Origin of the sequence: Streptomyces sp. NPDC059866 (assembly GCF_042731325.1) — a bacterium.
In the GTDB taxonomy this organism is placed as follows: domain Bacteria; phylum Actinomycetota; class Actinomycetes; order Streptomycetales; family Streptomycetaceae; genus Streptomyces; species Streptomyces flavusporus.
Window position 1 is genome coordinate 1 of the sequence record NZ_JBHWJT010000046.1, and the last position, 21038, is coordinate 21038.

At 70.2% G+C, this 21038-nt stretch carries 23 protein-coding genes and 1 pseudogene; 18 read left to right on the forward strand and 6 right to left on the reverse strand.

Going from position 1 to position 21038, the window contains the following annotated elements; translation table 11 throughout:
- Positions 1-150, forward strand: a 150-nt coding sequence (locus ACFV7R_RS40775) for an FAD-dependent oxidoreductase (RefSeq protein WP_385273987.1), incomplete at its 5' end; no start/stop codon positions are given.
- Between the two features lie 35 nt (positions 151-185).
- Here ACFV7R_RS40775 and ACFV7R_RS40780 read toward each other — a convergent pair.
- Positions 186-1622, reverse strand: a complete 1437-nt coding sequence (locus ACFV7R_RS40780; protein ID WP_385273872.1) for a regulator — start codon at positions 1620-1622, stop codon at positions 186-188.
- A 244-nt stretch (positions 1623-1866) separates the two neighbouring features.
- On the opposite strand from ACFV7R_RS40780, the gene lipB reads away from it, so the two are divergent.
- The 4 genes from lipB to ACFV7R_RS40800 all read left to right on the forward strand — a co-directional run bounded on the left by lipB (position 1867) and on the right by ACFV7R_RS40800 (position 5046).
- Positions 1867-2664: a lipoyl(octanoyl) transferase LipB gene (gene lipB / locus ACFV7R_RS40785; protein ID WP_129802985.1), complete on the forward strand. Its 798-nt coding sequence runs from the start codon at positions 1867-1869 to the stop codon at positions 2662-2664.
- Positions 2665-2852: 188 nt separating this feature from the next.
- The gene (gene lipA / locus ACFV7R_RS40790; RefSeq protein ID WP_129800714.1) at positions 2853-3818 is read left to right on the forward strand and encodes a lipoyl synthase; all 966 of its coding nucleotides are present in this window, start codon (positions 2853-2855) and stop codon (positions 3816-3818) included.
- Positions 3819-4092: 274 nt separating this feature from the next.
- Complete coding sequence (locus ACFV7R_RS40795) at positions 4093-4293, forward strand: hypothetical protein (protein ID WP_129800715.1); 201 nt, start codon at positions 4093-4095, stop codon at positions 4291-4293.
- Between the two features lie 48 nt (positions 4294-4341).
- Positions 4342-5046, forward strand: coding sequence for a DUF4191 domain-containing protein (locus tag ACFV7R_RS40800; RefSeq protein ID WP_385273877.1), 705 nt, complete (start codon positions 4342-4344; stop codon positions 5044-5046).
- Between the two features lie 96 nt (positions 5047-5142).
- On the opposite strand, the gene ACFV7R_RS40805 is transcribed toward ACFV7R_RS40800, so the two are convergent.
- Positions 5143-5610 carry an RDD family protein gene (locus ACFV7R_RS40805; protein WP_385273880.1) on the reverse strand — a complete coding sequence of 156 codons (468 nt, stop codon included), beginning with the start codon at positions 5608-5610 and terminating at the stop codon, positions 5143-5145.
- Positions 5611-5818: 208 nt separating this feature from the next.
- On the opposite strand from ACFV7R_RS40805, the gene glnA reads away from it, so the two are divergent.
- The gene (glnA, locus tag ACFV7R_RS40810; RefSeq protein WP_129800718.1) at positions 5819-7228 is read left to right on the forward strand and encodes a type I glutamate--ammonia ligase; all 1410 of its coding nucleotides are present in this window, start codon (positions 5819-5821) and stop codon (positions 7226-7228) included.
- A 99-nt stretch (positions 7229-7327) separates the two neighbouring features.
- Here glnA and ACFV7R_RS40815 read toward each other — a convergent pair whose 3' ends face one another.
- Positions 7328-7615 carry a hypothetical protein gene (locus tag ACFV7R_RS40815; protein WP_385273884.1) on the reverse strand — a complete coding sequence of 96 codons (288 nt, stop codon included), beginning with the start codon at positions 7613-7615 and terminating at the stop codon, positions 7328-7330.
- A 263-nt stretch (positions 7616-7878) separates the two neighbouring features.
- Here ACFV7R_RS40815 and ACFV7R_RS40820 point away from each other — a divergent pair, with 263 nt between their 5' ends.
- The 3 genes from ACFV7R_RS40820 to ACFV7R_RS40830 all read left to right on the forward strand — a co-directional run bounded on the left by ACFV7R_RS40820 (position 7879) and on the right by ACFV7R_RS40830 (position 9752).
- Positions 7879-8136: a hypothetical protein gene (locus ACFV7R_RS40820; protein WP_385273887.1), complete on the forward strand. Its 258-nt coding sequence runs from the start codon at positions 7879-7881 to the stop codon at positions 8134-8136.
- A gap of 111 nt (positions 8137-8247) precedes the next feature.
- Positions 8248-9165: a zinc metalloprotease HtpX gene (gene htpX, locus ACFV7R_RS40825; protein WP_385273890.1), complete on the forward strand. Its 918-nt coding sequence runs from the start codon at positions 8248-8250 to the stop codon at positions 9163-9165.
- Between the two features lie 2 nt (positions 9166-9167).
- Positions 9168-9752, forward strand: coding sequence for a hypothetical protein (locus ACFV7R_RS40830; protein ID WP_385273893.1), 585 nt, complete (start codon positions 9168-9170; stop codon positions 9750-9752).
- Between the two features lie 31 nt (positions 9753-9783).
- Here the strand turns inward: ACFV7R_RS40830 and ACFV7R_RS40835 are convergent, their stop codons facing one another.
- On the reverse strand, positions 9784-10065 hold the full coding sequence (locus ACFV7R_RS40835) for a hypothetical protein (protein WP_385273896.1): 282 nt from the start codon (positions 10063-10065) through the stop codon (positions 9784-9786).
- Positions 10066-10214: 149 nt separating this feature from the next.
- On the opposite strand from ACFV7R_RS40835, the gene ACFV7R_RS40840 reads away from it, so the two are divergent.
- The gene (locus ACFV7R_RS40840) at positions 10215-10736 is read left to right on the forward strand and encodes a DUF1269 domain-containing protein (RefSeq protein ID WP_385273899.1); all 522 of its coding nucleotides are present in this window, start codon (positions 10215-10217) and stop codon (positions 10734-10736) included.
- 156 nt (positions 10737-10892) lie between these two features.
- Here ACFV7R_RS40840 and ACFV7R_RS40845 read toward each other — a convergent pair whose 3' ends face one another.
- The gene (locus tag ACFV7R_RS40845; RefSeq protein WP_385273902.1) at positions 10893-11201 is read right to left on the reverse strand and encodes a hypothetical protein; all 309 of its coding nucleotides are present in this window, start codon (positions 11199-11201) and stop codon (positions 10893-10895) included.
- Positions 11202-11463: 262 nt separating this feature from the next.
- Between ACFV7R_RS40845 and ACFV7R_RS40850 the strand changes: the two genes are divergently transcribed.
- The 6 genes from ACFV7R_RS40850 (at position 11464) to ACFV7R_RS40875 (ending at position 17873) form a co-directional block, all read left to right on the forward strand.
- Complete coding sequence (locus tag ACFV7R_RS40850; protein WP_129800727.1) at positions 11464-11823, forward strand: arsenate reductase family protein; 360 nt, start codon at positions 11464-11466, stop codon at positions 11821-11823.
- 134 nt (positions 11824-11957) lie between these two features.
- On the forward strand, positions 11958-12632 hold the full coding sequence (locus tag ACFV7R_RS40855) for a hypothetical protein (RefSeq protein ID WP_385273904.1): 675 nt from the start codon (positions 11958-11960) through the stop codon (positions 12630-12632).
- Between the two features lie 410 nt (positions 12633-13042).
- A complete protein-coding gene (gene glnII, locus ACFV7R_RS40860) occupies positions 13043-14071 on the forward strand; it encodes a glutamine synthetase (protein ID WP_385273907.1) in 1029 nt (342 codons plus the stop codon).
- 328 nt (positions 14072-14399) lie between these two features.
- A complete protein-coding gene (locus ACFV7R_RS40865) occupies positions 14400-14987 on the forward strand; it encodes a winged helix-turn-helix domain-containing protein (RefSeq protein WP_385273910.1) in 588 nt (195 codons plus the stop codon).
- Positions 14988-15102: 115 nt separating this feature from the next.
- A complete protein-coding gene (locus ACFV7R_RS40870) occupies positions 15103-16116 on the forward strand; it encodes an SDR family oxidoreductase (protein WP_385273913.1) in 1014 nt (337 codons plus the stop codon).
- Between the two features lie 215 nt (positions 16117-16331).
- Positions 16332-17873: a DUF1996 domain-containing protein gene (locus ACFV7R_RS40875; RefSeq protein ID WP_385273916.1), complete on the forward strand. Its 1542-nt coding sequence runs from the start codon at positions 16332-16334 to the stop codon at positions 17871-17873.
- Between the two features lie 71 nt (positions 17874-17944).
- Here ACFV7R_RS40875 and ACFV7R_RS40880 read toward each other — a convergent pair whose 3' ends face one another.
- Positions 17945-18373: a hypothetical protein gene (locus ACFV7R_RS40880; protein WP_385273919.1), complete on the reverse strand. Its 429-nt coding sequence runs from the start codon at positions 18371-18373 to the stop codon at positions 17945-17947.
- A 99-nt stretch (positions 18374-18472) separates the two neighbouring features.
- Between ACFV7R_RS40880 and ACFV7R_RS40885 the strand changes: the two are divergent.
- Positions 18473-18990: pseudogene (locus ACFV7R_RS40885) on the forward strand (tetratricopeptide repeat protein).
- 48 nt (positions 18991-19038) lie between these two features.
- A complete protein-coding gene (locus ACFV7R_RS40890; protein WP_385273922.1) occupies positions 19039-20997 on the forward strand; it encodes a hypothetical protein in 1959 nt (652 codons plus the stop codon).
- Positions 20998-21038 lie beyond the last annotated feature (41 nt).

Consider the following 21038-nt stretch of genomic DNA (forward strand, 5'->3'; position numbering starts at 1 on the left):
GGCCTGTACGTGTGCGGCGACCACCGGGACACCAGCAGCGTCCAGGGTGCGCTGCACTCCGGGCGACGGGCGTCGGCGGCGATTCTGGCGGACCTGGGGGCGGGGTCGATGCAGGCGGCGGAGCCGGCGCCGACGCCTCGGGCGGCGTGAGCCCCGGTCCACGGTGGTGACCCCGCCCCGTGGGCTCAGCTCAGGGCCGCCACCTTGTCCCGGTACGTCCGTACCGGCGCTGCGTCCTTGTACGGCTCCAGCCGTCGCTCGAAGTCCCTGACGTACTCCACCGCCCGCACCGAGCGCATCTCCGCGGCCTGGCCCGCCGCCTCGGCGGCCAGCGCGCAGGCCTGGTCGAGTTCGCCGAGGCCGAGGCGGGCGGTGGCGAGGACGACCCGGCAGAAGAGGCGGCTGCGGGCGAAGCCGGGGGCGCGCAGCTGCAGGGAGCGCTCGGCGTGCTGCGCGGCGGCACGGAACTGCTGCAGGTCCCGGTGGCAGTGCCCGAACTCGTCGGCGAGCTGGGCCTCGTCGAAGAACCGCGCCCAGTGCGGCACCTCGTCCCCGGTCCGGGCGGCTTCCAGGCTGCGCTCGGCCCGGACGAGCGCGGCGGTACAGGCCCGGACCTCCCCCAGCACCCCGTGCCCGCGCGCCTCGGCGGCGTGCAGCAGAGCCTGGACGACGGGCGGGGCGGAACTGCCCACCCCCTGCTGCGCCACGCGTGCCAGCTGCACCGCCTCGCGCCCGTGGCCGAGGTACACGGCCTGCCGGCTCATGGTGGCCAGCACGTAACTGCCGTACGCCCGCTCCCCGGCCGCCTGCGCGAGCCGCAGCGCCTGCACGAAGTAGCGCTGGGCGAGGCCGTGCGCGGCGATGTCGTACGACGTCCAGCCGGCCAGCCGAGTGAGGTCGGCGGCGGCGGCGAACAGGTGACGGCCGGTCTGCTCGCCGTAGGTGCCGCGCAGCATCGGCTCGCACTCGTGCTCCAGGTAGCGCACGAGGGCCTGGCGGGCGTGGCCGCCGCCGTAGGCGTTGTCGAGGGTGCGGAACAGCTCGCCGACCGAGCGCAGCGCGGCGATGTCACCGGCGGTGACCCGATGGCCGGAGGCGCGTTCGGACTGGCCGCGCTGCCGGGGCACCGCAGGGCGGCCCTGCGGGGGCACCCGGGTGAGCAGCTCGCCGCGGGCCACCTTCTCGTCGGCCCGCCCGATCAGCCAGTCCCGGCTGGGTACGACGAGCCCGGCCGCGGTGAACGCGATCTTGCGCAGCTCGGCATGGCTGCCGGAGTCCTTGCGCCACAGTCCGCTGACGATGTCGACGGCCTCCTCGGGGCCGGCCGCGAACTCCAGGCCGGCGTAGACCGGGGCGCAGGCGTCCAGGCCCAGGTCCTGCGCGGTGAGCCGGCGCCCGAGCCGCCGGGTGAACACCTCGGCGATGAGGGCCGGGGTCGCCCCTCTGGGCTGCTGTCCGCGCAGCCAGCGGGTGACGGAGGTCTTGTCGTATCTCAGATCGAGGCCGTGTTCGAGGCCGAGCTGGTCCACACGACGGGCCAGACCTGCGTTGGAGAATCCCGCTTCTGCGATGAGCGCGGCGAGCTGGCGGTTGGGAGTGCGCTGCGCGGGTCGTTCCGTCATCTGCGGTGCGGTCTCCTGCCTTTCGGGCCTCGCAGAGGCCCTGCGGTGCCCGGATTGCCTGTGAGCAGCCCTTATGGCCTCGTGAACGGCGCGAATGTAGCGGAGAGTGAGCAGCCGATCGCACACTTCCACGTTCATTCATCCGATCGTGTGAGGATTGCCCGCGGGGCTGACGCGCTCGGAGCAGTCGTACAGTGGCGTAGGCGCGTTTCATGCCTTACGACCTTCTAGGGAGGCGCTTGCCGTGAGTGAGTTGCGGTTCGTCCGGATGGGATTCGGTGCGGACGCCGTCGAGTACCAGGAGGCGTGGGACGAACAGCGCCGGGTGCACGCGGCACGGTTCGCCGACGAGATCCCCGACACCGTGCTGCTGCTGGAGCACCCGCCGGTCTACACCGCGGGCCGGCGCACGGCGGACAACGAGCGCCCCCTGGACGGCACGCCGGTCATCGACGTGGACCGCGGCGGCAAGATCACCTGGCACGGTCCGGGCCAGCTGGTGGGCTACCCGATCCAGAAGCTGCCGCGCCCGGTGGACGTGGTGGCCCACGTACGGCGCCTGGAAGAGGCGCTGATCCGCACCTGCACGGAGTTCGGCCTGGAGACCACCCGGGTCGAGGGCCGCAGCGGGGTGTGGGTTCTGGGCGACCCGGTGGAGCAGCGCCCGGCCCTCGGCGGGCTCTCCCTCGACTTCGACCCCCGCCTGCAGGACGAGGAGTTCGACCCCCGCCTGAACGGCCCGGAGTACGCCCCCTCCAACGCGGGCCAGCGCCGCGAGGACCGCAAGATCGCGGCGATCGGCATCCGCGTCGCCAAGGGCGTCACGATGCACGGCTTCGCGCTGAACGTGAACCCGGACAACAAGTGGTTCGACAAGATCATCCCGTGCGGCATCCGGGACGCGGGAGTCGCCTCCCTCGCGAACGAACTGGGCCGCGACGTGACGATCGAGGAGGTGCTGCCGGTGGTGGAACGGCACCTGAGAGACGTACTGGAAAACGCCGACCTGAAGCCACGCGAGATCGAGCGGGCGTCGGCATAGCCGCAGCCCTCACGTAGCTGCGGGCACCCCGCAAGCGCGGGCGAGCTTTGCCCCCCACCGCAGCACCGGGCAACCACACAACGCCGGGAATGCGCCCCGACCTCCGCAGGTTGCCCACCACGCAGGACCGAAAACTGCACGGGCGTACCCTGGTGTACGCCGAAGAATCGAAGCTACAGGGAGCCGACGTGTCCGCAGTCGCACCCGACGGACGCAAGATGCTGCGCCTGGAGGTCCGCAACAGCCAGACCCCCATCGAGCGCAAGCCCGAGTGGATCAAGACCCGGGCGAAAATGGGTCCCGAGTACACGAAGATGCAGAACCTCGTGAAGAGCGAGGGCCTGCACACGGTCTGCCAGGAAGCCGGCTGCCCCAACATCTACGAGTGCTGGGAGGACCGCGAGGCCACGTTCCTCATCGGCGGCGACCAGTGCACCCGGCGCTGCGACTTCTGTCAGATCGACACCGGCAAGCCCGAGGCGCTCGACCGCGACGAGCCCCGCCGTGTCGGCGAGTCCGTGGTCACCATGGACCTGAACTACGCCACCATCACCGGCGTCGCCCGCGACGACCTGGCGGACGGCGGCGCCTGGCTGTACGCCGAGACCGTGCGCCAGATCCACCAGCAGACCGCGCACCGCGAGGCCGGCCGGACCAAGGTCGAGCTGCTCGCCCCCGACTTCAACGCGGTCCCGGAGCAGCTCGAGGAGGTCTTCTCCTCGCGCCCCGAGGTCTTCGCGCACAACGTCGAGACGGTGCCCCGGATCTTCAAGCGGATCCGCCCCGGCTTCCGCTACGACCGCTCCCTGAAGGTCATCACCGCGGCCCGTGACTACGGCCTGGTCACCAAGTCCAACCTGATCCTCGGCATGGGCGAGACCCGCGAGGAGGTCAGCGACGCGCTGCAGCAGCTGCACGACGCCGGCTGCGAGCTGGTCACCATCACGCAGTACCTGCGCCCGTCCGTGCGCCACCACCCCGTGGAGCGCTGGGTCAAGCCGCAGGAGTTCGTGGAGCTGAAGGAGGAGGCCGAGCAGATCGGCTTCTCCGGTGTCATGTCCGGCCCGCTGGTCCGCTCCTCGTACCGCGCCGGTCGCCTCTACCAGATGGCGATCGAGAAGCGTGGTACGTACGTCGCCACCCAGGCCGTCTGACCCACCGTCACACGGGCGCTCCCCGCGGCCGTTACGACAATCGTGTGAATTCGCGCACAAGCAGCTACCCGTGAGTAGTGACCGATTCGACGCGGTCCTGACCGTCCTCGCAGATAGGGGCATACGTCAGGGCCGCGTCAGCGTTTCAACCCCCCGCATCAAGGCTTCATTGGTGTTTGACCGGTCGGTCACGCCCTGGTAACACCAATCAGTGACCCTGGACTCACGCCACGTAAACCCGGCCCCGAAGCCGTACCGAGGGGGGACCTCCACCATGCAGGCCGCGCCCGTTCGCGCCACAGCGATCCCGTCCTTCACCACCGCCCTGCGCGCCGTCGAGTCGCTGCTGATGAGCAGCGGCCAGCGCACCGCCCGCCGCAACGCCTGGACCTCCGTTCTGGAGGACCGCCGCCGGGCCAAGGACCGGGTCGAGACGCAGCGGGTGGTGGAGCAGGTCCTCGCCGGCCGTTCCTGAACCCGCACCGCCGTCGAAGGCACTCCGGGGGCCACGTAGACTCGTGGCATGGCGAGGAAGGAAACTGCAGCGGACGCTGCGAACCCCGGGCGACTGAAGCAGATCGCTCTGACCTACAAGATGACCCGCAGGGCCGACAAGACGATCGGTCTTGTACTCGCAGCAGTAGGAATCGTCACCTTCGGTGTCTTCCTCGCGATCGGTTTCCTGATCGGTCACCCCATCTATCTCGGCATCCTGGGCCTCCTGCTCGCCTTCCTCGCGACGGCGATCGTCTTCGGACGCCGGGCCGAGCGGGCCGCCTTCGGGCAGATGGAGGGCCAGCCGGGCGCCGCCGCGGCCGTGCTGGACAACATCGGCAGGGGGTGGACGACGACCCCCGCGGTGGCGATGAACCGCAGCCAGGACGTGGTGCACCGGGCCGTCGGCAAGGCCGGCATCGTGCTGGTCGCCGAGGGCAACCCGAACCGGGTGAAGAGTCTGCTGGCCGCCGAGAAGAAGAAGATGAACCGGGTCGTCGCGGACGTGCCGGTGCACGACCTGATCGTCGGCACGGGCGAGGACACGGTCGAGCTGAAGAAGCTGCGCACGACCATGATGAAGCTGCCGCGCGTGCTGACCGGGCCGCAGGTCACCGCGACCAACGACCGGCTGCGGGCGATGGGCGACCTGATGAGCAACATGCCGCTGCCGAAGGGTCCGATGCCCAAGGGCATGCGGATGCCGAGGGGCGGCGGGCCGAAGGCCCGGTAAGGCCGTCGGCTCACATCATGAACGGGCCGGGCCCCGGAACCTTCGCGGTTCCGGGGCCCGGCCCATGAGTATGCGGGGGTCTGGATATCCGGGAGGTCAGATCCTGACCTCGACCGTGCGCGCCAGCCGGTCGTGCAGGCCGCGGCCGTCGCGGTCCCAGATCAGCGCGGGGAGGGCCACGCACAGCAGGACCGTGCGCAGCAGGGCGCGGCCGGGGTGGACGGTGCCTGTGTCGAGGGCGACCACGCGCAGGCCGAAGATGCGCTTGCCGGGGGTGCAGCCGATCGTGCCGACGGTCAGGACGCCCAGCACGAAGAAGATCAGCAGGGCCCAGTTGCCGGTCGCCTGCTCGTAGCCGTCCGTGATCAAGCTGTATGCGATCAAGAGGCACAGGGCCCAGTCGACGGCCAGTGCACCGAGCCGCCGGCCGGGGCGGGCGATCGAGCCCGGCCCTTCCTCCGGCAGTCCGAGCTGCTCGCCCCGGTAACCGAAGTCGGCACCCGCCTCCTCCATGGCCGCGCGCGGGCCGGAGAGCCATGATCCGATTGCTTGCCTCTTGTCCACCCGACCACGGTACTGCGCCCGGATTTGACCGGGGCACGGCGGGGTCGTTCCGCGCTACCGTGGAACGGAGCCGGTTAACTTCTGCGAAACAAATGGGTCACGCCCGAGAAATGACGCATCCCTAGGGTCGAGGTCAGCGTGTGCCACCGCACTGGCCGCACGAACGAACTACCACCCCGGCGGGACGGTCGGGAGTAGGAGGAGCTGGATGTTCCAGAACGCCGACGAGGCCAAGAAGTTCATCGCGGACGAGGACGTCAAGTTCATCGACGTCCGTTTCTGCGACCTGCCGGGCGTCATGCAGCACTTCACGGTGCCCGTCGAGGCGTTCGACCCGGACGACGAGCTCGCCTTCGACGGATCCTCGATCCGCGGCTTCCAGGCCATTCACGAGTCCGACATGGCGCTGCGCGCCGACCTGTCGACCGCCCGCGTCGACCCGTTCCGCCGCGACAAGACGCTCAACATCAACTTCTTCATCCACGACCCGATCACCGGCGAGCAGTACAGCCGTGACCCGCGGAACGTGGCGAAGAAGGCCGAGGCGTACCTGGCCTCCACCGGGATCGCCGACACCGCGTACTTCGGCCCGGAGGCCGAGTTCTACGTCTTCGACAGCGTCCGCTTCAAGACGTCCGAGAACGAGTCCTTCTACCACATCGACTCCGAGGCGGGCGCCTGGAACACCGGTGCGCTGGAGGACAACCGCGGCTACAAGGTCCGCTACAAGGGCGGTTACTTCCCGGTCCCGCCGGTCGACCACTTCGCCGACCTGCGTGCCGAGATCTCCCTGGAGCTGAACCGCGCCGGCCTGCAGGTCGAGCGCCAGCACCACGAGGTGGGCACCGCCGGCCAGGCCGAGATCAACTACAAGTTCAACACGCTGCTCGCCGCCGCCGACGACCTCCAGCTCTTCAAGTACATCGTGAAGAACGTCGCCTGGCGCAACGGCAAGACCGCGACCTTCATGCCGAAGCCGATCTTCGGCGACAACGGCTCGGGCATGCACGTCCACCAGTCGCTGTGGAGCAACGGTGACCCGCTGTTCTACGACGAGCAGGGCTACGCCGGCCTGTCGGACACCGCCCGCTACTACATCGGCGGCATCCTCAGGCACGCTCCGTCGCTGCTCGCCTTCACCAACCCGACGGTGAACTCCTACCACCGTCTGGTGCCGGGCTTCGAGGCGCCGGTGAACCTGGTGTACTCGCAGCGCAACCGCTCCGCCGCGATGCGTATCCCGATCACCGGCTCCAACCCGAAGGCCAAGCGCGTCGAGTTCCGTGCGCCCGACTCCTCCGGCAACCCGTACCTGGCGTTCTCCGCGCTGCTGCTCGCGGGCCTGGACGGCATCAAGAACAAGATCGAGCCGGCCGAGCCGATCGACAAGGACCTGTACGAGCTGGCTCCCGAGGAGCACGCGGGCGTTCCGCAGGTCCCGACCTCGCTCCCGGCCGTCCTCGACTCCCTCGAGGCCGACCACGAGTTCCTCCTCCAGGGCGACGTCTTCACCGCCGACCTGATCGAGACGTGGATCGACTTCAAGCGCACGAACGAGATCGCTCCGCTGCAGCTGCGTCCGCACCCGCACGAGTTCGAGCTCTACTTCGACGTGTGAGAAAGCCGGCGCCTTCGGCGTCCGAGATGCGGTGAGGGCCGCCACCTGAAGTGCTTCAGGTGGCGGCCCTCGCCGTGTGCCTTCGGTCCGGCGGAATCGCTAGCCCACCACGATCACCACGGGGCCGCCGCCGAAGCGGTCGAAGCGGTCGAAGTGGTCGTAGCCGTTGAAGTACCCGAACCGGTCGTCGAACCGGTTGCCGAAGCGGTCGCCGAAGCCGTTGCAGTCGCCCCACCAGTCACAGTGGCCCCAGTTCGTGGGAGTGCCGGCTGTGGTGGCCGGGGTGGCCGCCGAGGCCGTACCTGCTGTGCCGATCGCGGCGCCACCAGCCATCAGTACGCCGATGGCGGACAGCGCGAGGAGACGCCTAGCACGTGGTGCGTTCATGGAGATACCTTCCTTCCATCCCATCGTGCGGTGATTGCACGAGCCGGACGGATGGCCGCGGCCGCAGCGGTAGTAGTACGGCGCGGTCGTCGGTGTTGCCGCCTGAGTGCGAGGAGTACGTTTTCAGCCGCCGGCGTCTCCACGGGAATCCCGCCGACGGAAGGCAATCCCAGGTGCGGCCTTCCCCTAAAGGCTAGTCTTCCCTCGATCACTCAGCATCTTGAATGACAAGAGGCATGGAGTGAACAGGTATGGAGCGGGGGATGCCGGAAAAGGATCACTGGGAGCACGAGTTCGACCACAAGTGGGCGAACGACGCCGAGCACAAGGAGCCCTCCGCCCGGGCCCGGATGCTCGCCGCCCGCTGGAAGCACAATCCGCCGGAGCCGGTGCCCTTCCGGGGCGACCCCGACCCGGTGCGGCCCCGCCGGTCGGGATGGATTTCGACGGCCGTGGTCCTGGGGTGCGTCGTCGCGGTGATCGTTCTGCTGGGGTACATCAACTTCCGCGCGCCGTACTAAAACCTGTCCGGAAGCCTTTGCCGGCCCCAGGGCTGATCACGACCGCTTCATGGGGCGACGCGGGTGCACACTGGGCAGTGGGACGAGTGCCTGAACGCAGGGTGGTGTTCCATGCACAGCCGCTTCCGGAGCGACCCGCGGTTGACCGTGCGGATGACGGTCACGCTGTTTCTGCTCGGCTTGTTGTACGTGGCGTTCGTCGCCGCGTTGATCGCACTGCTGAAGTCCTGGGTGCTGGTCGTGGTGGTCGCGGCGGCGCTGCTGGGTGCGCAGTACTGGTTCTCCGACCGGATCGCGCTGTACGCGATGCGCGGCCGGATCGTGGAGCGGGACGAGTATCCCGAACTGCACGGCGTGGTCGACCGGCTGTGCGCGGTCGCCGACATGCCCAAGCCGGTGGTCGCCGTGTCCGACATGGAGATGCCGAACGCGTTCGCGACCGGGCGCAACGCCGATCACGCAGTGGTCTGTGTGACCACCGGGCTGCTGCGCCGGCTGGAGCCGGCCGAGCTGGAGGGCGTGCTCGCGCACGAGCTCTCGCACGTGGCGCACAAGGACGTCGCGGTGATCACGGTTGCGTCTTTCCTGGGCGTGATCGCGGGGTTGATCGTGCGGTTCGCCTTCTACTCGCAGGTGTTCGGAGGGCGCCGGGACCAGAACACGGCGGTGGTCTTCATGACGGTGATGGCCGTCTCCGCGGCCGTGTACGCGATCAGCTTCCTGCTGATCCGGGCCCTGTCCCGGTACCGGGAACTGGCGGCGGACCGGGCGGCGGCGCTGCTGACCGGACGGCCCTCGGCGCTGGCGTCCGCGCTCACCAAGGTCTCCGGCGACATCGCCAGGATCCCGACGAAGGACCTGCGGACGGCACAGGCCTTCAACGCCTTCTACTTCACGCCGGCCCTGGGCGCCGGGCCCAGCATCGGCCGGCTGTTCTCCACCCACCCGACCCTGGAGCAGCGGCTGGAGCAGCTGGGGCGGATCTCCGGGGAGTTGGGTGAGGCGGCGGCGCCCGGGAAGGGCGGCTGAGGATGGGGCTGCTGGACATCCTGCTCGGTCGTACGAAGCCGGTCGCACCCGATCTCGACCAGCTGTTCGCGCTGCCCTCGGCGGCCGTCACCCTGCAGGCCGCGACCTCCTTCACGCCGACCGGGCACGGCGCGGTGTGTTTCGCCACGGTCGAGGGCAGCGCCTTCGAGCAGACGCACCGCGAGGTGCAGGCCCTGCTGGACGCGGACGCGGATCGCACCGGGTCCCCGGTGGAGCTGGAACGGGACGCCTACGGCTACTCCTGGCTGGTCTCCCGCCGCGGCCCCGACGAGCTGCCGTTGCTCGTCAACGACCTGCACGCGGTGAACAGCTCGATGGAGGTCAACGGCTTCGGCCCGCAGCTGCTGTGCTCCCTGGCCGGCTTCCAGGACGACTCGGGCCGCCGGCTCGCGCTGGTCTACCTGTACAAGCGCGGCACCTTCTACCCGTTCGCACCGCTGCCCGGCGCGGGACAGCGGCGCGACAACGCGCTCGAGCTCCAGGTGAAAGCGGCCCTCGCCGACGACCTGCGGATCGAACAGGACCTGGGGCGCTGGTTCCCGGTGTGGGGCGCCCCGGGGCTGTGACCCGGGGCCGCCGTCACGACAGGTCCCGCTCTCACCTGCTCTTCTCGCGCGCCTGACGGCGGGCCTCCAGGGGGCGCTCGCGACGGTAGCGACGCTCCCACCTGGCCTGCCGGTCACGGCGGTCGCGGTACGCCTTGTACGTCGCGGGCGCCGCCCCGGACGGGGCCGCGCCGCCCGACGAGGATGTCGAGGACGCGCCTCGTCCGTACTGCAGGTACACGAAGAGCAGGGCGACGGCGGCGAGCCAGTAGAGGTGGTTTCCGAATCCCAGGACGACCAGGACGACCGTCCCGGAGATGACGATGGTGCCCATGACGGGCCTCCCTGGGCGGTGGATCGGGATGCCTCGAGAGTGCACCGGAACGTGGGGGTGGCGCATCTCCTTTTCTTCCGACTGCGTGCCCCTCAGCACGGCTATAAAGTCGGGAAAAAGGGGCGAAACGTTAATAAGGGGTGTCCGGCATGAGCAATCTCTTCGTCGTCGCGTACAACGACCTCGCCACCGCCGAGCAGGTGCGTCAGAAGCTGTTCGACCTGTCCAAGCAGCATCTGGTCGAGCTGGAGGACGCGGTGGTCGTCGAGCGGCGGGAGGACGGAAAGATCAAGCTGCACCAGGCCGTGAGCCACACGGCGGCGGGCGCGGCCGGTGGCGCCCTGTGGGGCGGTGTGATCGGACTGCTCTTCCTGGCGCCGTTGCTCGGCGCAGCCGTGGGCGCAGCGGCCGGAGCGGCCGGCGGCGCGGTCACGGACACGGGCATCAACGACAACTTCATGAAGGAGCTCAGCCAGAATCTGCGCCCCGGCGCGGCAGCACTGTTCGCGCTGATCAAGCAGGCGGCCGGGGACAAGGTGATTCCGGAAATCGCCCCGTACGGCGGCCAGTTGGTGCAGACGTCACTGAGCCAGACCGAGGAGGATCACCTGCGTGAGGCCCTGGCGGCGGCCAGGACACCGAAGACGGAGAGCACGCCTCCCCCGGCCTGACCGGCGTGAGCGAAGGGGGGCCATGAGCGAGTTCACCCGAGGAGATCGTCCGGTGGGCACTGGACGGGGCGGGCGTGGGCCGGGAGGCGCAGGCGGCGCATTCCGGCAACGCCGGCGCCGGGCACCGCACAACAGCACGGCACCCGGCGCCACCACTCAGCGCGTGTACCGCAGCAACGCCCGCACCATGTGGCACGTCGTGTCCGACGGCGGGTGGACGCCGATGAGTTCCGCAGTGTTTCGTATCGTCTCGTTGCGGGCCTGGTTCGGCACGTACACGCCCGAGTCGAGCAGGGCGATCGCAAGGCGCATGGCCTTGAGCCGGCGGTTGTGCGTGATGTACCACTCGCGCGGACGCCCCGGCGGCAGCGGCCGCTTCTCCACGGGCACGTACGGCCGGTCGAGCAGCACGGGACGGTTGGCGGTGGACTGGGTCGGCTTCGGCTTCAGTGCGGCAGCGGGCACAGGCATCCTCCTGTCGCGGTCAGAGCGCCGCCCGGACACTCCGGCGACACTCTCGAACACTGCTTCCAGTCTACTGGCCGCCACTGACATCCGGGGAGTCGGCGAACCTGCCAAACGTCCAGGTGAGCAAGGGGTTTCTGCCGTGTCACACACGATCTGCGAGGTGTCTGTGAGACGACGGCACATTCGAACAGAGCCCGTCGTTGCGACCCTGGCCTCAGGGAGGTCGTGCGAGGCGATCGCGGCGGCGTACCGTGCCCGCATGGAAATCTGGATCAACCCCGCCTGCTCCAAGTGCCGCAGCGCCGTCAAACTGCTCGACGCCGAGGGCGCCGACTACACCGTCCGCCGCTATCTGGAGGACGTACCGACCGAGGACGAGATCCGCGACGTACTGAGCCGGCTCGGTCTCGAACCGTGGGACATCACCCGCACCCAGGAGGCCGTGGCCAAGGAACTCGGCCTCAAGGACTGGCCACGGGACGCCGCCTCGCGCGACCGGTGGGTCACGGCGCTCGCCGAGCACCCCAAGCTGATCCAACGGCCCATCATCACCGCGGACGACGGCACGGCGGTGGTCGCCCGCACCGACGAGGCCGTACGCGAGGCCCTGTCCCACTAGCACGGTCGGCGTGGCCTCGCAGACAACTCCCGTGTGACATACGTTACTTCAACGTACTCCTGTAACCGCTGAGTAACCTCGTTCGGGATCTCGTACATAGCGGCGTACGCTCCCCTACCTCCCAGGAGGCGCGCATGTCGCGCAGGAGAACTCTCAGTACGAAGAAGAAGATCGCGCTGCTGGTGAGCGCGGCGACGGTGGCGGGCGGTGGTGCCTTCGTCATGGCGAGCACCTCGAACGCCGCGCAGTCCGCGTCCGAGTCGAGTGTCTGCCAGGGACTCGCCACCGCACTCGGCAACAACCAGCGGTTCATCGAGGGCCAACGGGCCAATCCGGACGCGCAGTCGGAGGCCCGGATCGCCAACCGCGAGGCGGTCATCGCGCAGATCCAGCGCCAGCAGGAGGCCTCCGGCTGTGAGGTGGGGGAGTCGGCTCAGGGCTCCCAAGCCGCACAGCCGGGCGGGCAGAACGACCAGCAGGCAGGGGCCGGCGGGGGGCAGGCCGCGCAGCCGGCCGAGCCGTCCGAGCCCGCCGCCCCGGGCGACGGCGCCGCCGCCTCCGGCGAGCAGGTCTGCAACGGCTCCACCGTCACGCTGTCCGGCGAGGGCGGTGCCCCGGCCGCGTCCAGCAACCAGTTCCCGGCGGGTACGAAGCTGAAGGTCACCAACCTGGACAACAACAAGTCCACGACCGTGGAGGTCACTTCGGTCTCCGGCAGCTGTGTCCTGCTGAACAACGCGGCCTTCGAACAGGTCCGGGAGCCCGGCAAGTTCCTGATCCGCCGGGCCGTGATCGAGAAGGTGGGGTGAGGCTCGACCGCCGAGGAGAACACTGATGCGGCGGTCAGGCCCGCCCCGGCCGCCGCGTCGTACGTGTCATCGGTCCTGCTGCTCCCGGCCAGGAGCAGCAGGACCGGCACGTCCGGCGCCGGACGGAGCATCACGCGCCCGGCGCGCCCCCTCGCCCCATCGCATACGAGCCGCCCGACCGGTCCCCACCCCTCCGCGCACCGCGCGTTTCCGCAGGTCCTGCGCTTCCGGCCCGCCCTCACAGCGTGAACCACGCCACAGCACCACCAGGTAACACGGGGTTCACAAACGGGCAATGATCGGGAAATCGCCCGTTGACAGGCTGCCGGGCAAACAAGCGCGGCGCCCCAGTGCCGCAGCGCCGCAGCACCCGCAAACGCGCCCAGACCCACCCCCGAAGGATGTGGCCCGTGACCTTCAAGGCTGAGTACATCTGGATCGACGGCACCGAGCCGACGGCCAAGCTTCGTTCCAAGACGAAGATCATGGCCGACGACGCCAAGGGTGCCGAGCTGCCGATCTGGGGCTTCGACGGGTCCTCCACCAACCAGGCCGAGGGCCACGCCTCGGACTGTGTACTGAAGCCGGTCTTCTCCTGCCCCGACCCGATCCGCGGCGGCGACGACATCCTGGTGCTGTGCGAGGTCCTCAACACGGACATGACCCCGCACTCCTCCAACACGCGTGCCGCGCTGGTCGAGGTCGCGGAGAAGTTCGCCGCGCAGGAGCCGATCTTCGGCATCGAGCAGGAGTACACCTTCTTCGACGGCTCCCGCCCGCTCGGCTTCCCCGAGGGCGGCTTCCCGGCCCCGCAGGGCGGCTACTACTGCGGTGTCGGCGCCGACGAGATCTTCGGCCGTGACATCGTCGAGGCCCACCTGGAGAACTGTCTGAAGGCGGGCCTGGGCCTGTCCGGCATCAACGCCGAGGTCATGCCCGGCCAGTGGGAGTTCCAGGTCGGCCCGCTGGCCCCGCTGGAGGTCTCCGACCAGCTGTGGGTGGCCCGCTGGCTGCTCTACCGCACCGCCGAGGACTTCGGTGTCTCCGCCACCCTCGACCCCAAGCCGGTCAAGGGCGACTGGAACGGCGCCGGCGCGCACACCAACTTCTCCACCAAGGCGATGCGTGAGGGCTACGACGCGATCATCACCGCCTGCGAGTCGCTCGGTGAGGGCTCCAAGCCGCTCGACCACGTCAAGAACTACGGCGCCGGCATCGACGACCGTCTGACCGGCCTGCACGAGACCGCCCCGTGGGACAAGTACTCCTACGGCGTCTCCAACCGCGGTGCCTCGGTCCGTATCCCGTGGCAGGTCGAGAAGGACGGCAAGGGCTACATCGAGGACCGCCGCCCGAACGCCAACGTCGACCCGTACGTGGTGACCCGCCTGCTGGTGGACACCTGCTGCTCGGCCCTGGAGAAGGCCGGCCAGGTCTGATCCGTCCCGCTCGTCGGAAGGGGCGTCCACCCTCGTGGTGGGCGCCCCTTCCCGTTGCGAACGGCTCGTGTCCACGCAGTGAGAGAAGGGGTCCGGTCCAGGGCGGTGTCTGCTTCAATGGGGCCATGGCCAGCTTCCAGAAGCACTCCGCGACGGGTCGCCAGGACCTCGAGCCCTTCTGGCCTTCCCGTCAGCACCACGACTTCGACCGGCTGTGTTGCCGCGCGCTGACCGCGCCGGCCCGCTGACGCCGTACACACCGGCCTTCGGCCAGCGCGACACGACGTATGTCCCCGTCGGACTTCTCGCGCGAAAGAGCTGACCTCGCATGGCGACCACCCCTGCTTCCCCGTCCCGTTCCCTGCACACCGCTCCTGCTCCCGGCAGCCCGCGGCACCGACTGCGTGCCGTCGAGAGGGACGAGGTGCTCGATGTCGCGGAGTTCCTGCCGCCGGGTGCCACCTGGCTGCCCGCTCCGCAGCACACCCTGCCCAACCTGCCGGACCGCCCGCCCATGGTCGGCTACCTGGTGCTCGTGCCGGCCGATCAGCAGCCGCCGTTCCTGCCGGTGGCGGTGGCCGCCGAGCCGCAGCCGGACGCCCTCGACACCACCACCGACACCGAGCCGCCCATCCGTATCGACGCCCTGCAGCGCACCGCCGAGGTGGCCGGGCGGGAGCTCGACCTCACGTACCTGGAGTTCGAGCTGCTCGCTCACCTGGTGGCGCACCCGCACCGGGTGCACACCCGCGACCAGCTGGTCACCACGGTGTGGGGCTACGGCCATGTGGGCGACGGCCGCACCGTCGACGTCCACATCGCCCGACTGCGCCGCAAGCTGGGCCCCGAGCACCGGCAGGCGATCCTCACGATCCGCCGCGTCGGCTACAAGTACGCCCCGCCGACCGGGAGTTGACCGCCGGCCGGCTGCCGGTCGCGGACCTCTGACGGCCGCTGCCGGCATCACCTGACCGTCTGCTGTCGGCAGAACCCGGTTCCGCCCCGCCGCTCCCCCAGGCACAGTCACCGGCATGAGACTGCTGATGCTGGGTGGTACGGAGTTCGTGGGACGGGCCGTCGTGGAGGCGGCGCTCGGGCGCGGCTGGGACGCGACCGTGTTCCACCGGGGGCGGCACACGGCCCCGGCCGGGGTGCGGTCGCTGCACGGTGACCGCACCGCGCCCGACGGGCTCGCCGCCCTCGCGGACGGTGCGTGGGACGCCGTGGTCGACACCTGGTCGGCGGCGCCGTTCGCGGTGCGGGACGCGGCGCGGCTGCTGCGGGACCGCGTCGGGCGGTATGTGTACGTGTCGAGCTGCTCGGTGTACGCCTGGGCCCCGCCCGCCGGCTACACCGAGGACGCGCCCCTGGTCGAGGGCGCCGACCCCGACGCCGGCCACACGGACTACGCCCGCGACAAGCGCGGCGCCGAGCTGGCCGCCGTCGAGGCCTTCGGTGCGGAGCGCTCGCTGCTGGTGCGGGCCGGGCTGCTGCTCGGGCCGTACGAGAACGTCGGCCGGCTCCCCTGGTGGCTGACCCGGATCGCCAGGGGCGGCCCCGTGCTGGCGCCGGGCCCCCAGGAGCTGCCCCTCCAGTACATCGACGTCCGCGATCTCGCCGAGTGGATCCTGGACGGGGTGGAGCAGGAGCTCAGCGGGCCGTACAACCTGATCGGCCCCCGGGGCCTCACCACGACGGGCGAGCTGCTCGACGCCTGCGTACAGGTGACCGGCGCGGCGGCCGAGCTGCGCTGGACCGACCCCGAGGTGGTGCTGGAGGCGGGCATCGAGCCGTGGAGCCAGTTGCCGGTGTGGGTGCCGCCGGGGAGCGAGCTGCACGACGCCCTGCACGGCGCGGACGTGTCCAGGGCGCTGGCGACGGGGCTGCGCTGCCGGCCGGTCACGGAGACCGTGGCCGACACCTGGAGCTGGCTGCAGGACCTCGGCGGGGCCGCCCCGCAGCGTCCGGACCGGCCGCCGGTGGGCCTCGATCCGGAGGTGGAGGCGAAGGTCCTCGCGACCGGCCGTCCGGACCGGGGGCGCTGAAACTCCACGAAATCCACCACCCGGCTCGACCACTTCATGTGAGATCACCACAACTCCCGGTATTCCTGGGGTAGTTGGGTCTGAATTGTCTCGCGAATCTCTCATCAATTTCTGATCCGTCTGAACACCGGTGGGACGACCCCCGTATGGAAGGGAGCCGCTTCACTCCTGTCGGGCGCCTCGATGCTGCCCCGCAAGGAAGTCAGAGGAGTTCCATGGGACGCAACACAAGAAAACGCCGTACGCCGCTGGCCACCAAGGCCATAGCCGCATCGGCGGCCCTAGCGCTCGGTGGGGGCGGGCTGGTATGGGCCAACTTCTATGCCTCGGCACATGAGGACGAGTCTGGGTGGAACCAGACGAAGTCCACGAACGCCCAGGTCGCGACGATCAACTGCCCGGACGTCGGCCAGAAGCTGACGGACGTGCCGGAGGGTGCGCGCCAGGGCGTCGCCGAGGAGCTGGCGCTGCTCGACAGGCAGATCACGGATGCCTACACGCGTCTCGCGGAGACGCGTCAGGCCCAGGCGGGGGACGCCAGTTACGTCGACAACGCCATCCTCGGCCCACTGAAGTCCAAGCGGGTGGCCACCCTCGACCGGATCAACATCAACATCAACCGGGCGGGCGGTAAGGCTCCGCAGGAGCTCGACCAGTTCGCCCAGTGCCAGGGCGTCCCGGCCGAACAGCCCGAGCCCAACGACGGTGACGGCGAGGACCAGAACAACGACGGCCAGGACCAGGACAACGACGGTCAGGACCAGGGCGACGGCCAGGACGGCGGTCAGGACCAGGGGGACGGTCAGGACCAGGGCAACGGCGGTCAGGCCGGCAACGGCCCGGTGGCCGACGACTTCATCAACATCGAGGACGTCCAGCCGGGCTCCCGCAACCTGCCGAACGGTCTGGCAGCGAACGGCGACTCCGGTTCGACGGGCAGTTTCACCACGAGCTGTGGCACCAACCCGAACAACAACCACAACTCGGACAACGTGATTGTCGCCCCCGGCGTGAGCAACGGTGCGCAGCACGTGCACGACTACGTCGGCAACCAGGCCAACAACGCCTTCGCGAGCGACGAGGACCTGGCGAACGGCGACACCAGCTGCCAGAACCAGGGGGACAAGTCGTCGTACTTCTGGCCGGTGCTGCGTCTGCAGGACGGTTCGCAGGACTTCGACCAGAACAACCCCGGTGGCGGCCAGGACGGCAACGTCGGCACGATCCTCGAGGCCAGCGAGGCCGAGCTGAAGTTCGTCGGCAACCGCACCAGCGATGTCGTCGCGATGCCGACGGCCCTGCGCATCATCACCGGTGACGCCAAGTCCTTCACCAACGGCCTGAACAACGCCAACACGTCCTGGAGCTGCACCGGCTTCGAGGACCGGCAGGTGACGGACAAGTACCCGATCTGCCCCGAGGGCAGCAGCGTGGTGCGGACGTCCAACTTCCAGAGCTGCTGGGACGGCCAGAACATCGACAGCGCCAACCACCGCACCCACGTGGACTTCGTGGAGGCGGACGGCACCTGCTCGAACGGTTTCCAGGCCATCCCCCAGCTGCAGGTCCGGCTGGTCTACGACGTCCCGGCCCCGCAGATCGAGAACGGACAGGTGGCAAACGCGTTCGCGGTGGACTCCTTCCCGGAGCAGCTGCACAAGCCGATCACCGACCACAACGACTTCATCAACTTCTTCGACGAGGACCTGATGAACGAGATGGTCGACTGCATCAACAACGGCGAGGACTGCCAGTAGTCCTGACCCGGTAGGAAGCCGGCGGTGGGATTTCCCACCGCCGGCTTTCGTCTGCGTCCGGACTTGCGCGCTCAGCCGTTGTGGCTGCCGCTGTTGTGACTGCCACCGGGATTCATGTGCGCGGACCCCTCCTCCATGGTCCCGCCGAGCCGGCCCTGCAGCGCCGTGACCGTCTTCTCCTCGCCGACGGCGACCCACTTGCGGCCGACGAGGTAGTAGCCGCCGTAGTCCTTCGCCCCGTTCAGCCACTCGCGCTGGCCGCGGTCGGTGGCGAAGGTCGCGAGGACGAACCTGCCGTCGGTGTTCTTGCAGACGGCCTGGCGGATCTCGTCGGCGTCCGTCGTCATGTTCGGCTCGCACTTCACCTCGGCGGCGAGGTGCTCCAGGCTGCCGGTCGCCGTCTCCGGTACGGCCGCCTGGTCGCCGTCGGAGCCACAGCCCGCCAGCGCCAGCACCGCCACGGCGCCGCCCAGGGCGAGCATCGGTCGGGTCAACCTCATCTGTTCCTCCGGTCCGGTCTTGGAGCAGGCACACATGCGCCTCAGTTCGATACGGCTGCGGCCCGCTCAGCACTCAAACCGATACCTCCACGCGTACGGCTGTGCGAAGGTGAGCCGGTGAACCAGAACCGGGAAGACCGAGCGGCCGCCGTCTGGGCCACCTTCGACGACTACGCCGACGACCGAGCGGCCGACTTCCGCGCCGTGATCGACGCGCTCGTCGCGAACTGCCCGAGGGCAGTCCCCTCGGGCCGTTCGAGCAGGCCTGCGCCTGGGACTCGACGGGTCACTCGGACAGGGCGGTCCCTCTGTACCGGGAGGCGCTGGCGCGCGGGCTCGACGGCTACCGTGGCCGCCGGGCGAAGATCCAGCTGTCCAGCTCGCTCAGGAACATCGGGCAGCCGGAGGAGGGCGTCAAGCTGCTGACGCCCGAACTGGACGCGCCCTCCGACGAGTTGGACGATGCGGTACGGGCCACGCTCGCCCTGTGCCTGTCGGGTCTCGGGCGTGATCGCGAGGGCCTGTCCCTCGTCCTGGGCGCCCTCGCGCCCCATCTGCCGCGCTACCAGCGGTCGATGGCGAACTACGCCCGCGCCCTGGTCGAGCCCCGGGACTGACGCACCGGGTGGCGGTGACCAACCGTCGATTCGCTCGTTCTGCTGAACGTGCAGTCACAGGATGTCGCCCAGCGCCAGAGCTCCGCACCAGCCGCCCCCACCGACCCGGTGGTCGACGTCGAACAGGCCGAGGCCGCGCTCGTCGAGCACTATCCGCGACTCGTCCGCCTCGCCTATCTGGTACTGCCACCGAGCCTGGGCCGCAACCGGCGCGTCCTGACCGCACACTCCCTCACCCAGCGCGCCCTGCCACGCGGCCGGGCCTCGGCCGCCGTGATCCCGGCCCAGTCCACGGGCCAGTCCGCAGGCCAGTCCACAAGCCAGGGCCGGGACGGCGACCCGGGCTACGCCTTCGTCCGCCTCCAGGTCCTGCGGACGGCGCTGGAGGCCGCCCTGCCGCTGCGGCGCAAGGCGTGGCCCAAGCGCTCCCAGCTGCCGCCACTGCTCCCCCAGGTGTGGGGTCTCAAGCTCTTCCCGCGCTCCGGCGGCGCCGACGAACTGGCCCTGGACCAGCGGCTGTCCGCCCTGTCCGCCCCCGCCCGCGCCGCCTACGTCCTGCGCGGCCTGGAGCAGTTGGCCGACCCCGAGGTGCACCGGGTGCTGACGGCCGCCGGCGTCGACGACACGGAGGCGGCGCTGGGCGAGGCCGACGCCGTACCCGCGCAGTACGCACTGCTCGACTCCCCCGAGTTCGACCCCTGCCTGCTCCACGCCCGGCCCACCGACCTGATGCGGCGCCGCCAGCGCACGAAGGCCGCGCTCGCCGCGGCGGCGGCCCTCGCCGTGAGCGGGGCGCTGCTCGGCCTGCCCGGCGACGGCTGGGGCCCCGACGGTCCCGCGGCCCCGTCGTACGCGCAGAACCCGGCGGCCGAGGCGGCCCTCGACCCCAGCAGGCTGACGAAGGTCTCCCCCACCGCCTGGCGGTCCTCCGCCCGCACGGACTTCTCCGTCTGGCCCGCGCGCGGCGACCTCACCGGTGACCGGGCGCTGCTGCGTCGCGCACTCGCCGTCTGGGCACGCCCCGGCGAGACCGTCCAGGTCTCGGCCACCCCCGGCACCCCGTCCGGCGGCCCGGCCGGCCCGCCCCAGCTGCTGTACGCGGGGAACGTCGACAACGCGCGCGTGGTGCTCCTCCACGACGGTCTGCGCATCGCCCGCTACGCCGAGCCGAAGGACGGCACTGCCGGCGCCGCCCTCGACTTCGCCCGCACCGACGGCGCCACCGGGGCCGAGGCGAACGCCGTGGTCCTGGACCGCACCGACGGCAACGTCCGCTATCTGACGGCGCCCTGGGTGACGAAGGTGGCCGAGCGGGACCTGCTGGAGCCGAGCTCCGGCGCGATGGACCTCACGATCACCGACGGGATCACCTCGCCGCTGGCCAGCCCCGCGACCAAGGCCGGCTCCTGCGCGTCGTGGAACGTCCTGCAGATCACCGACGACTCCGGTACGCGGCTGATGACGGACCTGGGCGAGCTGGTGCCGGCCCGCCTCACCACCGGGCGGCCGGGCAGGACGCACGACGCGGCCGGGGCGGAGTCGCTGCGCACCTGGGCGCCGTTCGGCTGTTCGCTGTTCGCGGTGCGCGGCCAGGGGGTGCGGTCGGTGAACGCCTGGCAGTACGCCGAGCAGCCGCTGCCCGACGCGAGCGGCACGGCGGCGTGGGTGTGCACGCGCGCGGAGACCTGGCGGGGCGGCGGCGAGCGGGCGCTGGCGCAGTTCCACACGCCGGGCGGGACGTACGGGGCGGTCGCCGCGAAGGCCGAGAACGTACCGGCGTGCGGGGCGCGCGATCCCCATGTGCTGGCGGGTGTGCTGTGGAAGTCCGAGGCGGGTTCCTGGTATCTCCTGGCCGCCGGCAGCCGCGACACCGCGTCGATCAGCACGACCGGCGGGGTGGAACAGACCGCGCAGGGCAACCTGTTGGCCGTACCCGCCAAGAAGGGCACTCAGGCCGAGCTGAAGGCGACCCTGACGGACGGGCGGTCGATCAGCGGCCTGCGCTAGCCGGACGCATATGAACACCCCTGGTCGGTCCTGTCCGATCG

Excerpts from the sequence above, each read along its gene's own strand:
- ACFV7R_RS40780 (WP_385273872.1), bottom strand. The coding sequence starts at position 1,622 with ATGACGGAACGACCCGCGCAGCGCACTCCCAACCGCCAGCTCGCCGCG.
- ACFV7R_RS40795 (WP_129800715.1), top strand. The coding sequence starts at position 4,093 with ATGCAGGCCGCGCCCGTTCGCGCCACAGCGATCCCGTCCTTCACCACC.
- ACFV7R_RS40800 (WP_385273877.1), top strand. The coding sequence starts at position 4,342 with ATGGCGAGGAAGGAAACTGCAGCGGACGCTGCGAACCCCGGGCGACTG.
- glnA (WP_129800718.1), top strand. The coding sequence starts at position 5,819 with ATGTTCCAGAACGCCGACGAGGCCAAGAAGTTCATCGCGGACGAGGAC.
- ACFV7R_RS40815 (WP_385273884.1), bottom strand. The coding sequence starts at position 7,615 with ATGAACGCACCACGTGCTAGGCGTCTCCTCGCGCTGTCCGCCATCGGC.
- ACFV7R_RS40820 (WP_385273887.1), top strand. The coding sequence starts at position 7,879 with ATGCCGGAAAAGGATCACTGGGAGCACGAGTTCGACCACAAGTGGGCG.
- htpX (WP_385273890.1), top strand. The coding sequence starts at position 8,248 with ATGCACAGCCGCTTCCGGAGCGACCCGCGGTTGACCGTGCGGATGACG.
- ACFV7R_RS40830 (WP_385273893.1), top strand. The coding sequence starts at position 9,168 with ATGGGGCTGCTGGACATCCTGCTCGGTCGTACGAAGCCGGTCGCACCC.
- ACFV7R_RS40835 (WP_385273896.1), bottom strand. The coding sequence starts at position 10,065 with ATGGGCACCATCGTCATCTCCGGGACGGTCGTCCTGGTCGTCCTGGGA.
- ACFV7R_RS40840 (WP_385273899.1), top strand. The coding sequence starts at position 10,215 with ATGAGCAATCTCTTCGTCGTCGCGTACAACGACCTCGCCACCGCCGAG.
- ACFV7R_RS40850 (WP_129800727.1), top strand. The coding sequence starts at position 11,464 with ATGGAAATCTGGATCAACCCCGCCTGCTCCAAGTGCCGCAGCGCCGTC.
- ACFV7R_RS40855 (WP_385273904.1), top strand. The coding sequence starts at position 11,958 with ATGTCGCGCAGGAGAACTCTCAGTACGAAGAAGAAGATCGCGCTGCTG.
- ACFV7R_RS40865 (WP_385273910.1), top strand. The coding sequence starts at position 14,400 with ATGGCGACCACCCCTGCTTCCCCGTCCCGTTCCCTGCACACCGCTCCT.
- ACFV7R_RS40870 (WP_385273913.1), top strand. The coding sequence starts at position 15,103 with ATGAGACTGCTGATGCTGGGTGGTACGGAGTTCGTGGGACGGGCCGTC.
- ACFV7R_RS40875 (WP_385273916.1), top strand. The coding sequence starts at position 16,332 with ATGGGACGCAACACAAGAAAACGCCGTACGCCGCTGGCCACCAAGGCC.
- ACFV7R_RS40880 (WP_385273919.1), bottom strand. The coding sequence starts at position 18,373 with ATGAGGTTGACCCGACCGATGCTCGCCCTGGGCGGCGCCGTGGCGGTG.